Origin of the sequence: Pseudoalteromonas sp. NFXS39 (assembly GCF_040148775.1) — a bacterium.
Lineage (GTDB): Bacteria > Pseudomonadota > Gammaproteobacteria > Enterobacterales > Alteromonadaceae > Pseudoalteromonas > Pseudoalteromonas apostichopi.
Genome location: NZ_JAGDEC010000004.1, coordinates 52,676 through 73,273 on the forward strand (window position 1 = coordinate 52,676; position 20,598 = coordinate 73,273).

Sequence of the window (20,598 nt, forward strand, 5' to 3'; positions counted from 1 at the left end):
ACATTTGCAGGGATATTAGGCAGATTTAAACTGTTTTTGTTGAATATAAACAGGATGGATACGGTTATTTAAAACCTTAATGGCTTCAAACTGCTCAAGTGATAGATTTTCGTCTAATTGAAAATGTTGACTTAAGTTAATACACACTGAGGCTTCACTTGAATGGTCGACAATTAAAAACTCACCCTCTTGTGCTTGTGAGCACAACTTCACTACAGCTTCAACACTTGGTTGGCTGCCGTGATACTCATGAAAAAACCAACTTTTTGCAAGTACTGGCTTTAAATGAAATTTTACCGCTGTGGCATTAAGAGCAATTTGGCAAAGCTCTGCAGGATTCCATAATGAGAAAGTTTCGAGGTATTGATAAACTTGCTGATAAAAAGCAGCATCTTCAAGGCTAAAATTTGGTTCTTTTAGCACAGCATCGGTAAGTTGGCGAAGTTTATAAGGCGTGCACAGTTGCATATCTTGGTCAAGATCAACCAAAAGACGATTGTTTTTCGCACAAGCAAGCCATTTCCATTGCTTAGATGCTTGTAACATGTCTCCTCCCTAAAGAATAAATACTGTGCGCTTAATCATAAATTATAACTAAAGCAGACCATTAATAAAATGATTTTTTAGAACATTTTATTAATGATCAATTGCTTAGATAACTGATCCTTATAAGCCATTTAGGATCGTTTTTACCAATTCCGGACCTTTATAAATAAAACCAGTGTAAACTTGAACTAGGTCTGCACCTGCTGCAAATTTTTCTTTTGCCGACTCCGCATCTTCGATACCACCCACACCGATAATCGGTAGTTTACCTTCGGTTAAGCGCTTAAGCTCGCTAACCACGTGGGTTGAGCGCTGACGAACTGGTTGCCCAGATAAACCACCCGCTTCATTTGCGTATTGTTGTCCTTGCACCAAAGCGCGCTCAAGAGTGGTGTTCGTGGCAATAACGCCATCGATCTTATTGTTGATCAATGATTCACTTACTTGAGCAATTTGTACTTCATCAAGATCTGGGGCGATCTTAACCAGCATAGGTACTTGTTTGTTATGCTTTGCAACTAAATCAAGTTGTTCGTTCTTTAAGCTTTGTAGTAAATCATCCAGCGCTTCACCGTATTGCAAGTCGCGTAGACCAGGGGTATTCGGTGAAGAGATATTTACCGTAATGTATGATGCATGTTCGAACACTTTACGCATACAGTGGATGTAATCATCTTTACCCTGCTCGTTTGGTGTATCTTTATTTTTACCAATATTGATACCTAAAATTCCGTCATATTTCGCCGCTTTAACATTGTTAACTAGGTTATCAACACCCTTGTTGTTAAAACCCATGCGATTAATAATCGCATTTGATTCAGGTAGACGAAAAATACGTGGTTTATCGTTACCAGCTTGAGGACGTGGGGTAACAGTACCTACTTCAACAAAACCAAAGCCCATTTGCGAAAATGCATCAATACACTCTGCATTTTTATCTAAGCCTGCTGCTAAACCTACCGGATTTTTAAATTCTAACCCCAAAAAATTTACAGGTTTATTAGGGACAGATTGAGACCACGCAGCACTCAATGGCGTATGAGCAAATCGTCGTAAATTATTAAGTGCAAATTCATGAGCCCACTCCGCATCACGGGTAAACATAAAACGGCGAGCTAGATCATAAAACATGGTTTGTTCCTCAGGTAAAATAAACAAGGTAGCCGTTTAAAACGGACCATTGCAAATTAAGGGCAAAAAAATACCCCAGCGAGCTGGGGTATGTATTTTAACGACTTTTCACTTATTTGGAAGTGTCACAGTTGTGGCTTAGCAACATTAGTTCACGAAGTGCCACTGAGAACTTCGCAAAATCGTGGCTTTGCGATGTTTTGAACTCAGATAACATCTGCTTCCAACGTTGTAATAGTAGATCTTGATTATCCATCCACTCATCAATTTGTGCATCAATGTCTTTGCTATCTGCTGCAAAGCTATTAAGTACCACAGCTGATAATGTACGTTGTTGCCAATCCAGCTCTTCACGGTATGACGCACGAGCAAGTGCTTGCCAGTGGTTCGCAACCGGTTGGTTAGTGATTTGGTCAAGGAACCAATGAAGGCCCATACGTGCACCCAACTTGAAGTACGTATTAGAAACCATATCAATACTACGCTCTGAATTATTTGCAATTTCAGCTAAGTCCATTACAGAGAATAAGCTTGATAGTGAAACTATGCGTGTCGCTAGTGCTTTTGGTACATTGCTGTCAATTAACTTGTCAGCTGCTTTAACTAGACGCTCGCTCTCTTTTTCAACCATATAGCTGTTTAGGTTTTCACTTAAATCAGCAAATGTTGGTGCGAAGAATTCAATTGCTTGCTCAATCGTTTGTGCTTTATTGCGATGACGTAAGAACCAACGTGTTGCACGACGAACCGTACGACGTAACTGATATAGCATTTCTGTTTGCACAGCTGCTGGGATCTTATTATCAAGCGCAACAATTGATGACCAAGTTTCTGGCATCTGGAACACTTCTTTTGCAATTGAGTAGCAAAGTGCGATTTCAGCTTCATTCGCACCTGTTTCTTCTTGCATACGAACCATAAAGTTAAGGCCCATATCGTTAACGATATTATTCGCAAGTTTAGTTGCGATAATTTCTTTACGAAGTGGGTGGTTATCCATTGCATCGTTGAACTTCTCACGAAGTGGCACTGGGAACGACTTAACTAATAATTGACGGTAGTATGGGTTTTCAGTGATTTCATCAACCACTAGAGACTCTTTAAGTACCATCTTCGCATAAGAAACTAATACAGATAGCTCTGGACGAGTTAAATCTTTACCCGCTGCTGCGCGCTCTGCAAGTTCTTCATCAGTTGGAATAAACTCGATTGCACGGTTTAACTTGCCATCTTTTTCAAGTGCGTGGATGAAACGTACTTTTTCTTTTAGCGTCGACGTACCTTTTGATTGAGTAATCGATAAGGTATGCGTTTGACGATAACAATCTTTTAATACTAACTCAGATACTTCATCAGTCATTGAATAAAGTAGCTCATCACGTTGTTTACGCGTTAAGTCACCTTCTGCAACTAGACCATTAAGTAAAATCTTAATATTAACTTCGTTATCTGAACATGCTACACCACCCACGTTATCAATGAAGTCAGTGTTAACACGACCGCCTTTAGCAGCAAATTCGATTCGACCTAATTGTGTTGCACCTAAGTTACCACCCTCGCCTAAGATCTTCGCACCAAGCTCAGAACCATTAATACGAAGTGCATCATTCGCGCGGTCACCAACATCAGCATCAGTCTCTTTAGAGTGCTTGATGTAAGTACCGATACCACCATTCCAAAGTAAATCAAACTCCATCATTAGTGCTGCTTTGATTAACTCATTAGGTGTCATGCTCGCTTTCTTAGTGCCGAGCATTTTCTTCATTTCTGGGCTTAAGCTAATTGATTTAGCCGCACGAGAGAATACACCACCACCTTGTGAAATAAGGTCTTTGTTGTAATCTTCCCAAGAAGAACGCGGTAGATTAAATAAACGTTCACGCTCTGGGTAAGATGTCGCTGCATCTGGGTTTGGATCAACAAAGATGTGCATGTGGTTAAACGCTACTTGTAAGCGAATGTGCTTAGAAAGCAACATACCATTACCAAATACGTCACCCGCCATGTCGCCGATTGCCACAACAGTGAAATCAGTTGTTTGACAGTCAATATCCATTTCACGGAAATGACGTTTAACAGATTCCCACGCACCTTTTGCCGTGATACCCATTTTCTTGTGGTCGTAACCTACTGAGCCACCTGATGCAAATGCATCACCTAGCCAGAAGTTATATTCATTTGCGATGCCGTTAGCGATATCAGAGAAAGTCGCAGTACCCTTATCGGCAGCAACAACTAAATACGGGTCATCTTCATCATGACGAACAACATCAACTGGTGGCACAATTTCACCACGTTCAATGTTATCTGTGATATCTAATAAACCACGGATGAAAATCTTGTAACACTCTTGGCCTTCTTTGAAGAATGCTTCACGCTCTGTTGGTAGCTGTTTACATACGAAACCGCCTTTAGAACCAACTGGTACGATAACCGTGTTTTTAACTTGTTGCGCTTTAACAAGACCCAGTACTTCAGTACGGAAATCTTCACGACGGTCTGACCAACGTAAACCACCACGAGCAACTTTACCACCACGTAAATGCACACCTTCAACGCGCGGCGAGTATACGAAGATCTCGAACGCAGGAAGTGGTAATGGCATTTCTGGGATCATAGAAGGTTGCACCTTGAATGATACGTAAGACTTAAATTGGCCATCCGCTTCTTTTTGGAAAAAGTTCGTTCTTAGGGTTGCATTGATCATATCAACGTATAAACGGATGATACGGTCATCATCTAGGTTTGCTACGTTTTCTAGTTCAAGATTTACTTGTGCAACTAGCTTCTCAAGAGCCTTCTCACTACCTGGGTTCTTAACAGAGAACTTTTTAGTGAATAAGTTAACGATTTGCGAAGCAATATGTGGGTAATTGGCAAACGTGCTTTCGATGTATGTTTGCGAGAAAGTTACACCAATCTGACGCATGTATTTAGCGTATGCACGAAGAATAGACGCTTCACGACCTGTTAAGCCACCCATTAATACTAAACGGTTGAAACCATCGTTTTCTAATCGGTTATTCCAAACATTAGTCAGTGCGGCACGGAAACGTGCTGATACTTTATCAAAATCAGCAATGCCCTTATTGTCAATTAGCATGGTGAAATCCATGATCCAATTAACTTTACCGTCAGTCGTTTTAACTGAGTAAGGTGTTTCACCCACTACGCGTAAACCAAAATTTTCTAACATTGGCATTACGTCAGATAAGTGGATTGGCTCATCTTTATGGAATAAGCTTAAACGAACAACGTTGGTATTTGCTTCTTCTTGTGGACGGTAAAACAACATTTCTAGTTTGTTTTCGTCAGTAAGAAGTTCTAGTTTTTCAATATCAACAACCGCAGCACTTGGTAAAACCTGATCTTTATACGCACTTGCAAACGCTTGTGCATATTTACGGTTTAGTTCTTTGCCGCGTGCTTCACCTGCACTTTCAAGTAGTGCAGATTGGAGTCTATCTTCCCAAGTACGGGCAGCTTCAATTAGGTTGTTTTCGATGTCTTTCACGTTATATTCAATATTATTGTCAGTCACACGCACCGTGTAATGTGTACGGGCTAATGTTGACTCAGAGAAGAAAGTAGTAAATTCGACTTTTTCGTCAGAATTAAATGCATTGGCTAAGATACGTTGCGTTTCACGACGAAGAGCCGTGTTATAGCGCTCACGCGGTACATATACCATGCAAGAGAAGAAACGGCCATATGCGTCTTTACGCACAAAAATACGGCACATATCACGCTCTTGTACTTGTAATACGCCCATGGCAACTTCAAGAAGATCAGCTTCACGTGCTTGAACAAGTTCATCACGTGGATACGTTTCTAAAATATTTAATACCGCTTTGTATGCATGAGTGCCTTTTGCAAAGTCACACATTTCCATAATGCGGTTAATCTTACTTTTCAGTACAGGTACATCAGCGGCGCTGTTGTTATAAAAACTTGATGAGAATAAACCAAGGAAACGGTCTTCACCAATTACATTGCCCGCATCATCAAAACGCTTAATACCCACATAGTCGATATACGCAGGGCGATGCACACGAGATACTGAATTTGTTTTCGTTAAAATTAATAAATTGCTGCTACGTGCTTCTTGGCGAGCTACTTCAGGTAATTCTGAAAGTAAACGGCTATGCTCTTCGTCTGTGTTTTTCATTAGACCAAGGCTAGTGCCCTTTTTACCTTTTAACTGGTAATCACCTTGCACTGGCGAAAGTTCATACTCACGGTAACCCATTAGCGTAAAGTTATCCTTTGCTAACCAGTCTAAAAATTCTACCGTTTCTGCAACTTCGCTTTCGTTATTATTATGATGGCGTTTTGGTAAGTCTTTCGTTACCGCAATAAGTTTTTCACGAATTGGCTGCCAATCTTCTACAGCAATAGATACGTCAACTAACACACTCTCAAGTTCTTTTTTGAAAGACTCAATGACTTTTGCATCTGTTTGACGATCAATCTCGATAAAGAACACAGTTTTTGTCGACGTTGATTCTTGCTCAGCTTTTAAGCTTGAAATACCGGTGATTTTAGCGTTTTTATCACGTTGGATTTTCAGCGGAGAGTGAAGTAATAAGTGAGAAGCGATGTTTGCGCGGGTCATGGCCATGCGCACAGAATCAACTAGGAAAGGCATGTCTTTCGCGATGATTTCAACAATAGTGTGCGATGACTGCCAGCCATCTTTTGCTACTTCAGGATTGAAAACACGGACAACCGCGTCATCAGAATTATTTTTTTCTAGCGAGTTCCATAGGCTTAGTGCAGCGCCATATAAGTCACTATCGTTGCGATGAGCCAAATCCTCTTTAGACATATTGCTGTACAAGGCTTTGGCGAATTTCTCAACGAGTAACACATTATCAGCGTGAACTTTTTTCTGGATCAGCTTACAGACATTATCTAAGATAACCGAGGCTTGCCCTTCATTTCGTGTCATTGTATGTTCCTTAATCTATACTACTTATCGATTAGTAGAATATTTGTACAGCCATTTATTAGCGTGGAGTCAGGTAAATTCTAACTCTTTTACAGCTAATAAACAGCCTTTTCGATGAAATCATTTTAAGCTTTTCAGCTATTTGGTCATCTATTCACAAAATATAGATATAAATGGCCATTACTGGCCATATTGGAGCACAATTATTCACATTATTTTTTCTGGTCAGTCCAGAGGAAGCTACCAATTGCAGGTAAAAGTAGTACTGCACCCAACATGTTAACCAAAAACATGAAGGTCAGAAGAATACCCATATCCACTTGGAACTTCAGATCAGAGAAAATCCATGTGCTAACACCAATGGCTAAGGTAATACCTGTGAACAGCACTGCACTACCACGCTCTACTAATGCATTACGATAAGCTACTTCCAGTGCCACACCTTGTTTTAGCTGCCCCATCATTGATGAAAGTATGTAAATCCCGTAATCGACACCAATACCAACACCTAAAGCGATAACTGGTAATGTCGACACTGTTAAACCTATTTCAAGTTGTACCATCAACGCTTGCGCTAAGGTTGATACGATGTACAGAGGTAATACGACTGCAACCGTAGCCTTAACACTTCTAAAGCTAATTAAGCATAGCAGGATTACGGCGCCGTAAACGTAAAGCATCATAGGTAGCTGTGCAGCCGATACCGATTCGTTCGTTGCAGCCATTACACCTACTGGCCCTGACGCGAGCTTAAACTTCAATTTATCCGTACCTTCAGCGGCAGCAAACTCTTTAACCTTTGCCACTACATGGTCAATAGTTTCTGCTTTGTGGTCATTTAAGAAAATAATCACTGGCATTACAGAGCAGTTACCATCGAGTAAACCTGAGCTTGTTTCGACGCGCGATGTTGCTTGCACTAAACTGGCGGTATTGCGCGGCAGGCTTTGCCATTTTAAGTTACCTTCGTTGAAACCGGCATTCACAGATTGCGCAACAGAACTTAAACTCACTGCTGATTGCACCCCTGAAACGTTCTCCATTTGCCATTGGAAGCGGCTAATACGTTCCATAACATCATGCTCAGTACACGCAGCAGGATACGCTTCTACAATCACTTTTAGGATATCTGATGAAATGGTGTATTTATCAGAAATCAAAAAGGTGTCTTGGTTATAGCGGGCATCTTGGTGCAAAGATGGCGCACCAGCATGTAAGTCACCAATACGCATTTTGTCAGCTTGCCAGTAACCCACTGCAAATAACACAGCCGTAAAGACGATAATAAAACCAGCTGTTTTACGATCAGTAGCTTTTACTAATAGCTCGCGTAACTTATCTAAGAAATTTGGTTTATCTGTGTGAGTACCCGCTTGAATATGCACAGTGCCTTCAAAGCGCATATAAGATGCCCATACAGGTAATAGAATCAGGTTAGTGAAAATAATTACCGCCACACCTAAACTCGCTGTGATGGCAAGTTCGCGAATAATACCAATATCAATGGTTAGTAAAGTTAAGAAACCAATTGTGTCAGATAACAGTGCGATACCACCTGGGATCAGAAGTGCCCTGAAGCTTGCCTGACAGCAAACCCGAGTTGAACTACCTGTTGACACTTTTTTACCGATGTCATTAATCATTTGCACACCATGGCTTACGCCAATCGCAAACACTAAAAACGGCACTAGAATTGACATAGGGTCTAAACCAAAGCCTAAGGTCGATAACAAACCTAACTGCCAGACAACCGCAATGATTGAACACGCAATCGGTAAAATCGTCAGCTTTAAGCTTTGACAAAATAACCAAACCATCACGAATGTGAAAGCAATCGCAATAGCAAAAAATAACAGTACGCCTTTAGCCCCCTCAGCTACATCACCTGCCATTTTTGCAAAACCAATGATATGGATACTGACTTTATCAGTACTGAGCGGATCACGGACTTGCGTTTCTAACTTTTCAGCAAACGCTAAAGTGTCTAGTTTTTCTTGTGTTTGCGGGTCAGTTTCGAGTAATTGGGCTGTCACCATCGCGCAAGAGTAGTCACTGGCAATCATGCGGCCAACCACTTTTGCTTTTTCGATATTTTCTTTTACAACCGCAAGACCACGTTTGTCAGCGGTAAAGTTTGCCGGAATAATTGGACCGCCAGCAAAACCATCTTCAACCACTTCAACAAAACGCGCACTCGGTGCAAAGATTGAATTTACTAATGGACGATTCACACCGGGAATAAAATAAAGCTGGTCATGAACTGCTTTAAGTTGGGTAAAAAATTCTTCATTAAAAATATCACCGTCTGCATCACAGACTGAAATCAAAATACTGTTTGCACCACCAAATTGTTTTTCGTGTTTGGTGTAAACCTTCATATAGTCATGATTGAGCGGAATATTTTTATTAAACGATGCGTCTAATTGAATTTGTGTTGCTTTGAATAATAAAAAACAGGTGATCAAAGCAAAGGAAATAATTGCGAATAAGCGATGACGAAACACCGCTCTTTCTAAAATATCTAAAAAACCACGCATTACGGATTCAACTCCTTCACTTTAATGCCATTTTCTGAAGCCATAATTAGTTTGTCTTGAAACACAACACCATCAAGTAACGATTTACCATCGGCCATTTGTTCTTCTGTAAGTTGGTCATTCTTAATATGGAAAATCACCCCACTGTTAGCAAATAATAGCCACTGGTTGTTGTAGTTGATCGCGCTATTAACGGTTGCATAATTGTCGTGTGGTATTTGCTGCCACTGTTCACTGCCAGCTTGGCGAGTAAAAATGTTGCCTCTAAGGCCTGCAACTAGGTCTTCTCCACCTTGATCTGCAGTTGACGCAAACGTAAAGAAAGAGCCCATATAGATCTCTTCAAGACGCTGCCATGTTTGTCCATTGTCGAAACTTTGTGCCATTAACCCCATTTCACCAGCTAGAAATAAGCTATTATCGGTTTTAACAATACGATTAAAATGTGGGAGTATTGAAGCGGTTTCAATTTCATACCCTTCTGGATCACTGTCTTTTAGATCATTGAGGTATTCACGGTCTTCCTCAAATAATAGACTATCTAAAAAACGTTTCTGCCAAGTTTGGCCACCATCATTAGTTTCAAAAAACATGCCGTAAGCACCTACTGCATAACCATGCTCAGCAGTAGTAAATAAAATATCTAAACATGGCTTATCCATGTTTGGTAGAGACTGCTGTAATTGCCAGGTTTTTCCTGCATCCTGTGTATTAATGATGGTTGCATCATGACCACAGGCCCAGCCTAAATCGCTATTATAAAAATCAACTGCAGTGAGTAGTACTTGGGTCGGTACACTCGCTTGTTGCCAAGTTTTAGCATCTGTACTTGTAATAACCACACCATGTTTGCCAACAGCAACAAGATTTGAGCCAGCTAGTTCAATGTCGGTGAGTAGAGTTTTGTTTGCGTTAACAGCGCTAATAGCTTGTTGCGGCATAGGCATGTCTTGAGCAAAACATGAAGCACTATAAGCAAGACAGGCATAAAGCAAATACTTCATAAAGATAAATCGCCTTCGAAAAGATAAAAAAGAGAAGTCAAAAAAGTCACTGGGAAACCTATTGCGTGTACTGATGACTTACGCGAATTGCAAAAGGCACCTGGAGTCAGGTGCCTTAATTTTATTAACGACCTTCGCGGCGTAATGCGCTTGAAGTAAACTCGTTATCGTTGAATGATTGTGAGAAATCATACATTTTTTCTTGATTATCTAAACCAATTGCTAAATAACGACGAGAGTTAAGGTCATGATAAACTTCTAACGTACTCCAATGAGTAGGTACTTCATAGTAGTTAAGGCCATGAGCCATCGCTACACGATACATTTGATCGCGGTTATCATAGATATCCGTTACATGTACTTGCCAGCTATCTTCATCAATATAGAAAACACGTTTCTTATAAATATGACGAGTACCCTCTTTCAGGTTCGCTTCAACAACCCAAACACGGTGTTTTTCATAACGAACATGCTCAGGATTGATATGACCTGCTTGTAAAATATCATCGTAGCTTAGTTTGTCGCTGTGAAGCTTGTAGCTGTTATAAGGAATATAAAGCTCTTGCTTACCTTTTAATGTCCAGTTGTAACGATTCGGAGAACCGTTGAACATATCAAAATCATCAGTCGTACGTAAGCTGTCAGCTGCTGTTCCAGGTGCATCATAGGCAACATTAGGTGCACGACGAACACGACGCTGACCTGAATTGTATGTCCATGCTTGGCGTGGCGTTAATATTTGGTCCATGGTTTCATGAACTAGTAACGCAGTACCTGCAAGACGAGCAGGCTCAGTTACTTTTTGCTTAAACTTAAACAAGATATTAGATTCTTGTAGTTTCTCTGGCGTTGCTTCAGGTGATGAGTATTCAACTAATAGTTGCTCATCAAAACCTACATAGTTGTATGAACCTGACGCTGTCGGTGCTGCTTGACCACCAGAGCGCGCAATTGATAAACCACGGAAACGTAGTAAGTGGTTCCAAATAGCTTCTAAACCATCTTTAGGAATTGGGAACGGAACACCTACAGCGGTATTTTTAATACCGTTACCACCTTCTACTAACTCAGCTGTCGTTGCATATTTTTTAGTTGCATCGTATACAAACTGAGGATAAGACGCACTACGACGAGTTGGGTAAATATTCATCTTGAACGTATCAGGATACGTGTTGAATAATTCAACTTGACCTGGGCTCAAGTAATCTTTGTACTGGTCAACGTTCGATTTATCAATCGTAAATAAGATTTTATCATCAGCAAACGGGTCAGGATGATGCATACCAGGCTTATAACTAGCAGGTGGTTTTGTTATACCACCAGTCCAAGCCGGAATAGAGCCATCTTTGTTTGCTGCTTTTTCTGCGCCAATAGGCGTTAAATCATTACCTAAACGAGCCGCTTCATCAGCGGTAATTTTTGCAAGTACACTTGAGCTTGCAAAAAAGCCACAAAATGCTGCTGCGATGAGGGTAGGTTTTCTAATAATCATAATTTACCCTTAGATTGAATATTTAATATTGAAAGAAACATAATCGCGGTCAGAGAAAGTATTCGTTGCGCCACCACCCCAGAACGAGTTGTAGCTAAAGTCGAATGACCACGCATTTTGATAGTTGAAGTTCATGGTAACACCGAGCGATTTACGGTCTTCAACAAATAAGAACATTGGATCAGGTGTAATACCATTTACATCGTGCGAGAACACAAAACGTGGTGAGAAGTTAACACCGCTAAAGAAGTTATAATAATCACCTTTGGCAATTAGGCGATAACCCCATGCAGAAGCCGTTGGGAATGGATTCGTTTCAGGACCGTTTGAAAGACCTAAGTGTAGCGTTGAATAATCATCGCTTAATGGGCCTTGCATGATACCGCTTCGACCAGTACCGGCAACGTTTAAACGAAGCTCATCGTAATCTGGCATATCATTAATACGTACACCACCAATTTCACCAACTACCGCCCAGCTATCAGCACCTAGCGAAGGACCAAATAAATGCGTTGCAGTAAATTGTAATTGTGCTGTGTTACGAAGAATAAAGCCTTGTGCAACTTCACCTGGACCTACAACACTCGTAGCATCGCCTAAACTCATTTGTGAAATACCAGCAAAGTCAGGACGAATACCTGCAACCGCTAATTGCTCAGGCATACCCGCGTAAAGTAACTCTACGTCATCAATTTGAAGTGGTTCGTCTTGACGGAATGCAAATTCACCAGCAAGCGCTGTTTCACCGACTGATGTATTAAAGCTTAGACCATAAAGCTTAATATCTTCAGGGTATTCTAGCTGTCCTTTAGTAAATGCTTGTAAGCCTGTTACATTATCTTCTGTGATTTCTGTCGTTAGTAACATACCGATATCGGCAGCTATTGCCGCATCAGTGAAGTTAGATACCTGACCAGAAATTACCGGGCGACGGCTATGATAGTTAATGTGGTATAACGCCACTTCAGTGTCGTTTAATTCAGGTAAGTACATACCTAGGCGTAAGCCATATTGACCACCGTCATCAGGTTCGTTTTTACCTGCAGAACCTTTGCCTTTTAATGCCACTTTGGTCGGATAAGCTAGGTACATTTGTGCCATCATTGCTTGACCTTGTGCTGATGTAGGATCAACACCTTCCGAGCGAACAATGTCATCTAAATTATTTAAGCTTTCTGTTAAGAATGCTAAATCAATATCTGGGTTAGAGGTGAAGCCCAGTTGTATATTTTGCTGATAACCATTTTCAGACGCGAAATCGTTAGTCGAGAAATATGTACCTGCCGCAGGAAGACGTGTTTCATGCCATTCATACTGGTAGAAACCTTCTAGCGTTAAATTATCTGTAATACCGAGGGATGCCCAAAGCATACCTACAGGTATGAACGCTTCTTTTAATTCTGCACCAGGGGCTTTTAATCGATCGATATCAACTGGGTTTACGTTGATACCATGCGAAATCAAAGTACTCTCACCCCAGTTAACAACTTGTTGGCCTAAACGAATAGACAGTGGGTTACGACCTTCATTTAAATCAAAGTTTGCCCATACATAGGCATCGAGTAAACGTAAATCAGCACACACTTGTTCTTTTGTGTCGTCATCATCACATGGATCAACTTTATTGCCTGAAGTTGGATTGCTATATGCGTAATCACCATCCATCAACGCAAAGTCGTAGAAGTACATAAAGCGAGTGAAGAAACCAAAGTTATCTTTGCTGATTGATAGCTCGTGGTTACCTTTTAATAATTTTGAAAATGAATCACCACTATCAAAATTAAGATTACCTGCATCACCATTATTTGAATATGCACCTGGTTGGTTCCATACATCAGCAGAAGAATAGATTGGATTTAAAGCAGAATGATAACCCGTCCAATCGAATGAAGGATTATTACTTTTACCTATATGTTTGAAATCTCGGTCTTCAACACGAATACTTTGGCCATAAGAGAAATTAGAGTCAAAACGTATGTCAAAGTCACCTAATTCAAAGTTTGCCGCGTGCAAAGATGTGCTTGAGAGTCCGAGTGTAGCCGCCGCGAGTCCCAAAGCTATTTTGTTTTTAACAAAAAGCGATCGTTTTATCATTGTGTTCATCCCCCTGTAACGGGTTGTTTTGTGATCAAATTGTTGTTTTTAGTATCTTTCTAACGATAGAAGCGAAACAGTAAAATTACAATATAGAACGCGTTCAATCGGTTAATATTTATTTAAAAATGTGACGTTTACGCATTGGTAAGACGTCATACCAGATATTTTATACACGTAAATTAACAATAGAACAAATCGAATTAACAAAAATATAATAAATTTAGAGAATAGTAGACAGTGAAAATTGACTTTTTAGTGATTAAAAAGTACAAAATAAAAGCAGCCAAAGCTGCTTTTTAACTAATTTTCTCTAGTTTTAAAAACTGATTTTCAGCGGTTAATGTCAACCTAAAGCGCCCTCTTATACCTAAGGATGAAATAAAAGGGCGTAAATGGTTTGCATCAAAGCGAACAGTCTTGCCACCATCCTCTGTGACTTGCACAGATTTATATTTACCATGATAGTAATCAAGACATTCTGAATAACTCAGATACAAGGCAAAGTAATACTCATTCATTAACTTTCGAGAGCTTTCTCAACTTTTTCAAACAAATCATCACTGAGACCATCTAAATCAGCTAAGCGTTGCAATTGTGCTTTCATTGCCGCTGAACGATTTTCATCATAGCGTTTCCATGACATAAACGGTGTCAGCATGCGCGATGCATTTTGCGGGTTAATATCATTAAGCTTAACCAGTAAATCACCTAGTAATTGATACCCTTTTCCATCTGCACGATGGAACTGAGTGATATTAAAGTGACTAAAGCTACCAACTAATGCACGCACTCGGTTAGGGTTACCAAAGTCAAAACTAGGATGACCATAGAGTGCTTTAATATCGTTGATACTCGTTGCTGAATCTTTCATTGCTTGTAAGGCAAACCATTTATCCATAACAAGCACATCATGACGCCATTTAGCATCAAACTCATTTAGCAGTGTGTCACACAGTGGATGGTTTGCTTTAACCACAGCACTTAATGCAGCAAGGGCGTTGGTCATATTGCTACTGTTTGCAGATTCTCTAATTAAGCTGCTAACTTCGCTATGATTTGTTTTCGCTAAATAGTATAAACAAAGTTGCTTAAGAGCACGTACGGCAACGGCTGTAGCGGATGTTGAACCATCGTCATCAAGGGCGTTATAACAATTAACCAATGACTCTGTTAGGAAGTTGGCAATTTGCGATTCAAATGCATTTTGCACAGCAATAATGTCATCAACAGGGATGACGGCATATTCTGCAGCAAGAGTATCGTAGCTAGGCAGTTTTAACAGCTCCGCAATTAGTGCGAGGTCACCTTCACGATTATCAACTAGTAGCTTTAATGCCGACAAGATATCATCAGATAAACAAGCTTCACCACTGGCAATCGCCGCTTTCATTTCATTCGTAAATAAACGCTGCTGAGCATCCCAACGTGAAAAGTCACTGCGAGCAAAACGCATAATATGTAACAGATCAGCTGCAGACGTATTTTGATTAACAATGCATGGCGCTGAGAAATCTTCAAGTAGCACTGCTACTGGGCGCTGTGTAATATCTTCAAAAACAAATTTCTGCGTTTTTTCAGTAACATTTAATACCGAATCTTGTGGCTGATTATCAATCACAAGAGGTAGCGACTGCCCTTCACTATCTAAAAGCTCAATAGCAAACGGTATGTGCAATAAGGCATTGTTAGGCTGATTATCAGGTGCGAATTGTTCAATACTCAATGTAAAAGTCTGATTTTGTTCATTATACACTTGTTCTACATTGAGCTTTGGTGTACCCGCTTGGCTGTACCATCGCTTAAATTGCGTTAAATCAATACCGGATGCATCACTCATTGCAGCCACAAAATCATCACAGGTAACAGCTTGCCCGTCATGGCGCTCGAAATACAATGCCATACCTAGCTGGAACTTCTCTTCTCCCAGTAAGGTGTGCATCATACGGATAACTTCAGCTCCTTTGTCATACACAGTCACAGTATAAAAATTATTCATTTCAATGACTTTCTCAGGTCGAATTGGGTGCGCCATAGGCCCTGCATCTTCACTGAATTGGTGAGTTCGCATAACTTTAACTGCATCAATACGATTAAGTGCACGGGAGCCTAAGTCACTACTAAACTCTTGATCACGGAAAACCGTTAACCCTTCTTTCAACGACAATTGGAACCAGTCTCGGCAAGTGACTCGATTACCTGTCCAGTTATGGAAATACTCGTGGCCAACTATAGACTCAATCGTATGATAATCTTTGTCGGTGGCCGTTTCTTGATTTGCTAAAACACATTTTGAATTAAAGATATTGAGACCTTTATTTTCCATTGCACCCATGTTGAAGAAATCAACGGCAACAATCATGTAAATGTCTAAATCATATTCAAGGTTAAAGCGCTCTTCGTCCCATTGCATTGACTTCTTTAAAGACGTCATCGCGTGGGGCGTTTTCGATAAATTGCCTTTATCCACAAACAAGGCTAATTCAACTTTTCTACCAGACTGGGTTGTATAATGGTCACGTAGCACATCAAAATCACCAGCAACAAGTGCAAATAAATAACTCGGCTTTTTAAATGGGTCTTGCCATTTTACAAAGTGACGTCCGTCATCTAAGTTACCTGATTCAATTTGGTTACCATTAGACAGTAAATGAGTGTACTTTTTGTCGGCAATAATTGTCACATCAAAGCTGGCAAGTACATCTGGTCGGTCGAGGTAATAGGTAATCTTTCTAAAACCTTCAGCTTCACATTGCGTACAGTAAGCACCGCCTGACAGGTACAATCCTTCTAATGAGGTGTTTGTTTGCGGGTCAATTTGGTTCTCAATTTTAAGTATAAAATTTTTAGGCAAATTATGAATAATCAGCTTTTCATCTTCGAGCGTGTAATCATTATAAGCTTTGTCATCAACCATCACAGAAATTAGTGTTAAATCAACACCATCTAGAGAAAGATCAGCATTACTTTCGTCAGTACGATTGATTGTCATTGTTGACTGTACTGAGGTTTTTAACGGCGCTAGTTCAAAATGTAAATCGATGTGTTGAATTGAGAATTGTGGGGCTTGGTAATCTTTTAAATATTGAGCTTGAGGTTTACTCGTAGCAGACATAACTGACTCCAAATGGCCCTGCTTAGCAGGGCCTAAATAGTTTATTCAGCGTTAGCTTGTTGTTTAAGGTGTTTTGGGGTAATACGTAAAATTTTAATACCCAAATAGGCATAAACAATCGCTAATAATGGATTAATTAAATTAAAGAATGCGTACATGGCATAATCAAATGGATTGATTAGTAAAACACTTTGCATATAGGCACCACAGGTGTTCCAAGGAATAAGAGGGCTAGTAATTGTGCCACCATCTTCTAACGTACGAGAGAGATTTACCGGCTTTAAGCCTCGCTTTTCATATTCGTCTTTAAACATACGACCAGGAACAACAATTGCGATGTATTGGTCAGCTGCAACTGCATTAGTACCAATACAGGTTGCAATAGTTGCAGTAATAAGAGAGCCAGTGCTTTTAGCAATTTTTAAGATGCTCTTAACGAACATATCAAGTAATCCGGTTTTTTCCATGATTGCGCCAAACATTAAGGCCGTCATAATTAGCCAAGTAGTTGTCAGCATGCCAGCCATACCTCCACCGCTTAATAATGAGTCCATTTTTTCGTCGCCAGTGTCAATACTGAAACCATCAAAGAAAGTTGTCCAAACTAACTTAAAATAGCCAATCAGATGGCCTTGTGATGCATCAATTTGGCTGTTAATTAAATCTGACTGAAATAACATAGCCCAAATCGCACCTAACACCGCACCAATCGATATTGCAGGGAACGCCGGCATTTTACGAATTGCTAAAAGCAATAACACAACCAGTGGTACTAGCATTTCAAAACCGATATTAAAGTTTTGCTCTAATAAATTAACGATTTCATCAATACGCCCTGCTTCTGTTGAGCCTCCAGCATTAAAGCCCATAAAGATAAAAATGATTAAGGCAATGATGAAGCTTGGCACTGTTGTCCAAAGCATATGATGGATATGTTCAAATAAATCAGCACCAGCTACAGCAGGTGCTAAGTTAGTTGTTTCAGAAAGTGGGCTTAATTTATCACCAAAGTAGGCACCAGAAATAACCGCACCCGCCGTTACAACTTGTTCAAGGCCAAGGCCTGTTGCAACACCTAATAACGCCACACCAATGGTCGCCGCTGTGGTCCAAGAACTGCCTATACTCATAGCTACAATGCCACAAATTAAGCAGCTAGCCGCATAAAACCAGCTAGGATTGATTATTTGTAGCCCATAGTAAATTAGAGTTGGTACAGTACCCGATAACAACCAAGTACCAATTAAGGCACCCACCATTAGCAGAATGATAATTGCACCGAGTGATAAGGTGATCCCTTCAATCATGGCTTGTTCTAGTTTTTTCCAGGTATAACCATTTTTTAAACCAATTAATGCTGCAGTAAAAGTAGCGAATAATAAAGCGATTTGGTTAGGACCTGATGATGAATTATCACCGAATAAATAAACAGCGGCGCCTAGCAGGCACACGAGCACAGTAATTGGGATCAAGGCATCTAAAAAACTGGCCTGTTTAATTGGCTTCTCTTCAATTGAATTCAAAAGATAGTCTCCTACACGTCTTATGTGGCGTGTTTAATTATTATTGTAAGCTTGACGCAAAACTTCAGTGGCTTTTGGGCAGCCATATCCTGCAATTATAACAACCTGACCTGTTTTAGGTAGCAAAAAAGGCGCCTAAGCGCCTTTTTATTAATCAATATTGCTATTTAATTGCCAATTATTTCTTAGCAATACGACCATATTTAATAAAATCCTGCGTGATTAATGCAGCCTCTTCTAAGAAAGGGTCTAGTTCATCAAGGCTATCAGGTAAATCATCAAGCTTTTCTACTGGCTTTTCACCAAGGCGAACTAATCGTTCATTAGCACGCTCTAAAGCACGCTCTTCACTTTCATCTTTCTCTTTTAAACGCGTCGCTTCAACCAGTGAGATAGTTTTACGGTCTTTCTCTTCTTGGTAGCGCTTAATGTCATCAAACACATAACCAAACTCCGGCTCATCTGCAATTCGCGAATCATGAAGCTTATTAACGTAAGCAATAGCTGGTTTCAAGTTATCGACTGAATTATATTTAGCGCGAATGATACTATCCCAAGGTAAGGCATTATCTTGTTGGCTCTCGCCCCACTCCGATGGTTCAATTGCTGATGGGAATGACACATCTGGGATCACTCCCTTGTGCTGCGTGCTTCCGCCATTGATACGGTAGAACTTAGCGATTGTATATTGCACGCTACCTAATGGGTGATCGTATAAGTCATAGGCGCGGCCAAGGGGTTTATGCTGCTGTACTGTACCCTTACCAAATGTTTGTTCACCAATCACAATTGCACGGCCATAATCTTGCATTGCTGCAGCAAAAATCTCTGAGGCTGATGCACTGTAACGATCAACTAAAACAGTGAGTGGGCCATCATAAAAAGTGACGCCGTCACGGTCTTTTTGCTCTTCAATACGATTATTTAACGTGTGAATTTGCACTACTGGACCTTGGTCTATGAATAAACCAGAAAGCTGAGTTGCTTCGTAGAGTGAGCCCCCACCATTTTGACGTAAATCAATGATAATACCGTCTACTTTGGCTTCTTTTAATTTCGCAATTTCAATTTTAACGTCTTGCGATAAATTGTTGTAGAAACCTGGGATTTCAATCACACCAATTTTGCTGGTTAAGTCAGAGTATTTTGCTTCAAATACTTCAGATTTTGCAGCGCGGTCTTCTAAGCGGATCTTATCACGAGTGATTTCAACTACTTTAGGTGTACCGTGAGCATCTGCACCTTTTAAGTATTGCAGGCGAACTTTTGTCCCTTTTGGGCCTTTGATCAGATCAACTACGTCATCTAAACGCCAGCCAATCACATCAACAAACTCTTCACCTTCTTGGGCAACACCAATAATACGGTCATCTGCTTTAATTTGTTCTGACTTATCAGCCGGGCCACCAGGTACTAAGCTACGAATTACTGTATAGTCTTCATCATAGCTAAGCACAGCACCAATGCCTTCTAATTCAAGATCCATGTCCATCTTAAATTGCTCAGCACGGCGAGGTGATAAATAAGAGGTATGCGCTTCAATGCTTCGTGCGAATGAATTCATCACGATTTGAAAAGCATCTTCACTATTAGTTTGCACTAAGCGTTTTTGCGCATTGTGGTAACGTTTGGTCAAGACTTCTTTAATGCCTTGCCAGTCTTTACCCGTCATTTTTAATCGTAAAGCATCGTACTTGACTCGTTGACGCCAAAGTTCATCAAGCTCAGCTTGGCTTGTTGCCCAATTGGCATCTTCACGGTCGAACAGATACTCATCTTCTTTATCGAACTTCATTTCGTTTTCAAGCAGCGATAAAGAATAATCATAACGTTCAAAGCGACGTTTTAAGCTTAAGTTAAAAATATCAAAGGCAAATCCCAATTTACCTGTCGACAATGCATTATCAAACTGATCTTTATACTGCTTAAAAGAAGCAATATCAGAGGCTAAAAATACATTTTTGTTGTAGTCGAGAGATTCAATGTATCGATCAAAAACCTTTTCAGATAATTGATCGTTAAATTTAATTGGTTTGTAATGTGCACGAGTAAATAAGTTTGTCACCCGTTTGCTTGCCGTACTATGTTGGCTTTCTTGCTTGAGTACTGGCAGATCTTTTTCAGTCAAATTGTCTGAAGATGCCAATAATGAACCTGAAAACAGGGCAGCGACTAACGGAATGAGCGTAAACTTTTTACTCATAC

At 40.2% G+C, this 20,598-nt stretch carries 11 protein-coding genes; all 11 read right to left on the reverse strand.

Features of this window, described 5'->3' with window-relative positions; genetic code table 11:
- Window positions 1–15: 15 nt before the first annotated feature.
- Window positions 16–546, reverse strand: a complete 531-nt coding sequence (locus J3455_RS08845) for a cell division protein ZapC domain-containing protein (protein ID WP_130051402.1) — start codon at window positions 544–546, stop codon at window positions 16–18.
- A 120-nt stretch (window positions 547–666) separates the two neighbouring features.
- The gene (pyrD, locus tag J3455_RS08850; protein ID WP_130051401.1) at window positions 667–1,677 is read right to left on the reverse strand and encodes a quinone-dependent dihydroorotate dehydrogenase; all 1,011 of its coding nucleotides are present in this window, start codon (window positions 1,675–1,677) and stop codon (window positions 667–669) included.
- Window positions 1,678–1,789: 112 nt separating this feature from the next.
- On the reverse strand, window positions 1,790–6,628 hold the full coding sequence (locus J3455_RS08855) for an NAD-glutamate dehydrogenase (RefSeq protein WP_130051400.1): 4,839 nt from the start codon (window positions 6,626–6,628) through the stop codon (window positions 1,790–1,792).
- 212 nt (window positions 6,629–6,840) lie between these two features.
- Complete coding sequence (locus tag J3455_RS08860; protein WP_130051399.1) at window positions 6,841–9,165, reverse strand: efflux RND transporter permease subunit; 2,325 nt, start codon at window positions 9,163–9,165, stop codon at window positions 6,841–6,843.
- Entirely contained in the window at window positions 9,165–10,169 is a 1,005-nt protein-coding gene (locus J3455_RS08865) for a WD40/YVTN/BNR-like repeat-containing protein (protein WP_130051398.1), read from the reverse strand. Before J3455_RS08865 ends, J3455_RS08860 begins: the two co-directional genes overlap by 1 nt.
- Before the next feature lie 124 nt (window positions 10,170–10,293).
- A complete protein-coding gene (locus J3455_RS08870) occupies window positions 10,294–11,658 on the reverse strand; it encodes a DUF1329 domain-containing protein (RefSeq protein WP_349561656.1) in 1,365 nt (454 codons plus the stop codon).
- A gap of 12 nt (window positions 11,659–11,670) precedes the next feature.
- A complete protein-coding gene (locus J3455_RS08875) occupies window positions 11,671–13,755 on the reverse strand; it encodes a DUF1302 domain-containing protein (RefSeq protein WP_349561564.1) in 2,085 nt (694 codons plus the stop codon).
- Between the two features lie 299 nt (window positions 13,756–14,054).
- Window positions 14,055–14,276: a DUF2835 domain-containing protein gene (locus tag J3455_RS08880; RefSeq protein ID WP_167657594.1), complete on the reverse strand. Its 222-nt coding sequence runs from the start codon at window positions 14,274–14,276 to the stop codon at window positions 14,055–14,057.
- Complete coding sequence (gene pepN / locus J3455_RS08885; RefSeq protein WP_349561565.1) at window positions 14,276–16,870, reverse strand: aminopeptidase N; 2,595 nt, start codon at window positions 16,868–16,870, stop codon at window positions 14,276–14,278. The genes J3455_RS08880 and pepN overlap by 1 nt, the downstream gene beginning before the upstream one ends.
- Before the next feature lie 41 nt (window positions 16,871–16,911).
- Entirely contained in the window at window positions 16,912–18,393 is a 1,482-nt protein-coding gene (gene nhaC / locus J3455_RS08890; RefSeq protein ID WP_130051394.1) for a Na+/H+ antiporter NhaC, read from the reverse strand.
- A 178-nt stretch (window positions 18,394–18,571) separates the two neighbouring features.
- The gene (gene prc, locus J3455_RS08895) at window positions 18,572–20,596 is read right to left on the reverse strand and encodes a carboxy terminal-processing peptidase (protein WP_239977416.1); all 2,025 of its coding nucleotides are present in this window, start codon (window positions 20,594–20,596) and stop codon (window positions 18,572–18,574) included.
- Window positions 20,597–20,598 lie beyond the last annotated feature (2 nt).

What these genes read in the sequence shown, in the direction of transcription:
- J3455_RS08845 (WP_130051402.1), bottom strand. Translation starts at nt 546, where the DNA reads ATGTTACAAGCATCTAAGCAATGGAAATGGCTTGCTTGTGCGAAAAAC.
- pyrD (WP_130051401.1), bottom strand. Translation starts at nt 1,677, where the DNA reads ATGTTTTATGATCTAGCTCGCCGTTTTATGTTTACCCGTGATGCGGAG.
- J3455_RS08855 (WP_130051400.1), bottom strand. Translation starts at nt 6,628, where the DNA reads ATGACACGAAATGAAGGGCAAGCCTCGGTTATCTTAGATAATGTCTGT.
- J3455_RS08860 (WP_130051399.1), bottom strand. Translation starts at nt 9,165, where the DNA reads ATGCGTGGTTTTTTAGATATTTTAGAAAGAGCGGTGTTTCGTCATCGC.
- J3455_RS08865 (WP_130051398.1), bottom strand. Translation starts at nt 10,169, where the DNA reads ATGAAGTATTTGCTTTATGCCTGTCTTGCTTATAGTGCTTCATGTTTT.
- J3455_RS08875 (WP_349561564.1), bottom strand. Translation starts at nt 13,755, where the DNA reads ATGATAAAACGATCGCTTTTTGTTAAAAACAAAATAGCTTTGGGACTC.
- J3455_RS08880 (WP_167657594.1), bottom strand. Translation starts at nt 14,276, where the DNA reads ATGAATGAGTATTACTTTGCCTTGTATCTGAGTTATTCAGAATGTCTT.
- pepN (WP_349561565.1), bottom strand. Translation starts at nt 16,870, where the DNA reads ATGTCTGCTACGAGTAAACCTCAAGCTCAATATTTAAAAGATTACCAA.
- prc (WP_239977416.1), bottom strand. Translation starts at nt 20,596, where the DNA reads ATGAGTAAAAAGTTTACGCTCATTCCGTTAGTCGCTGCCCTGTTTTCA.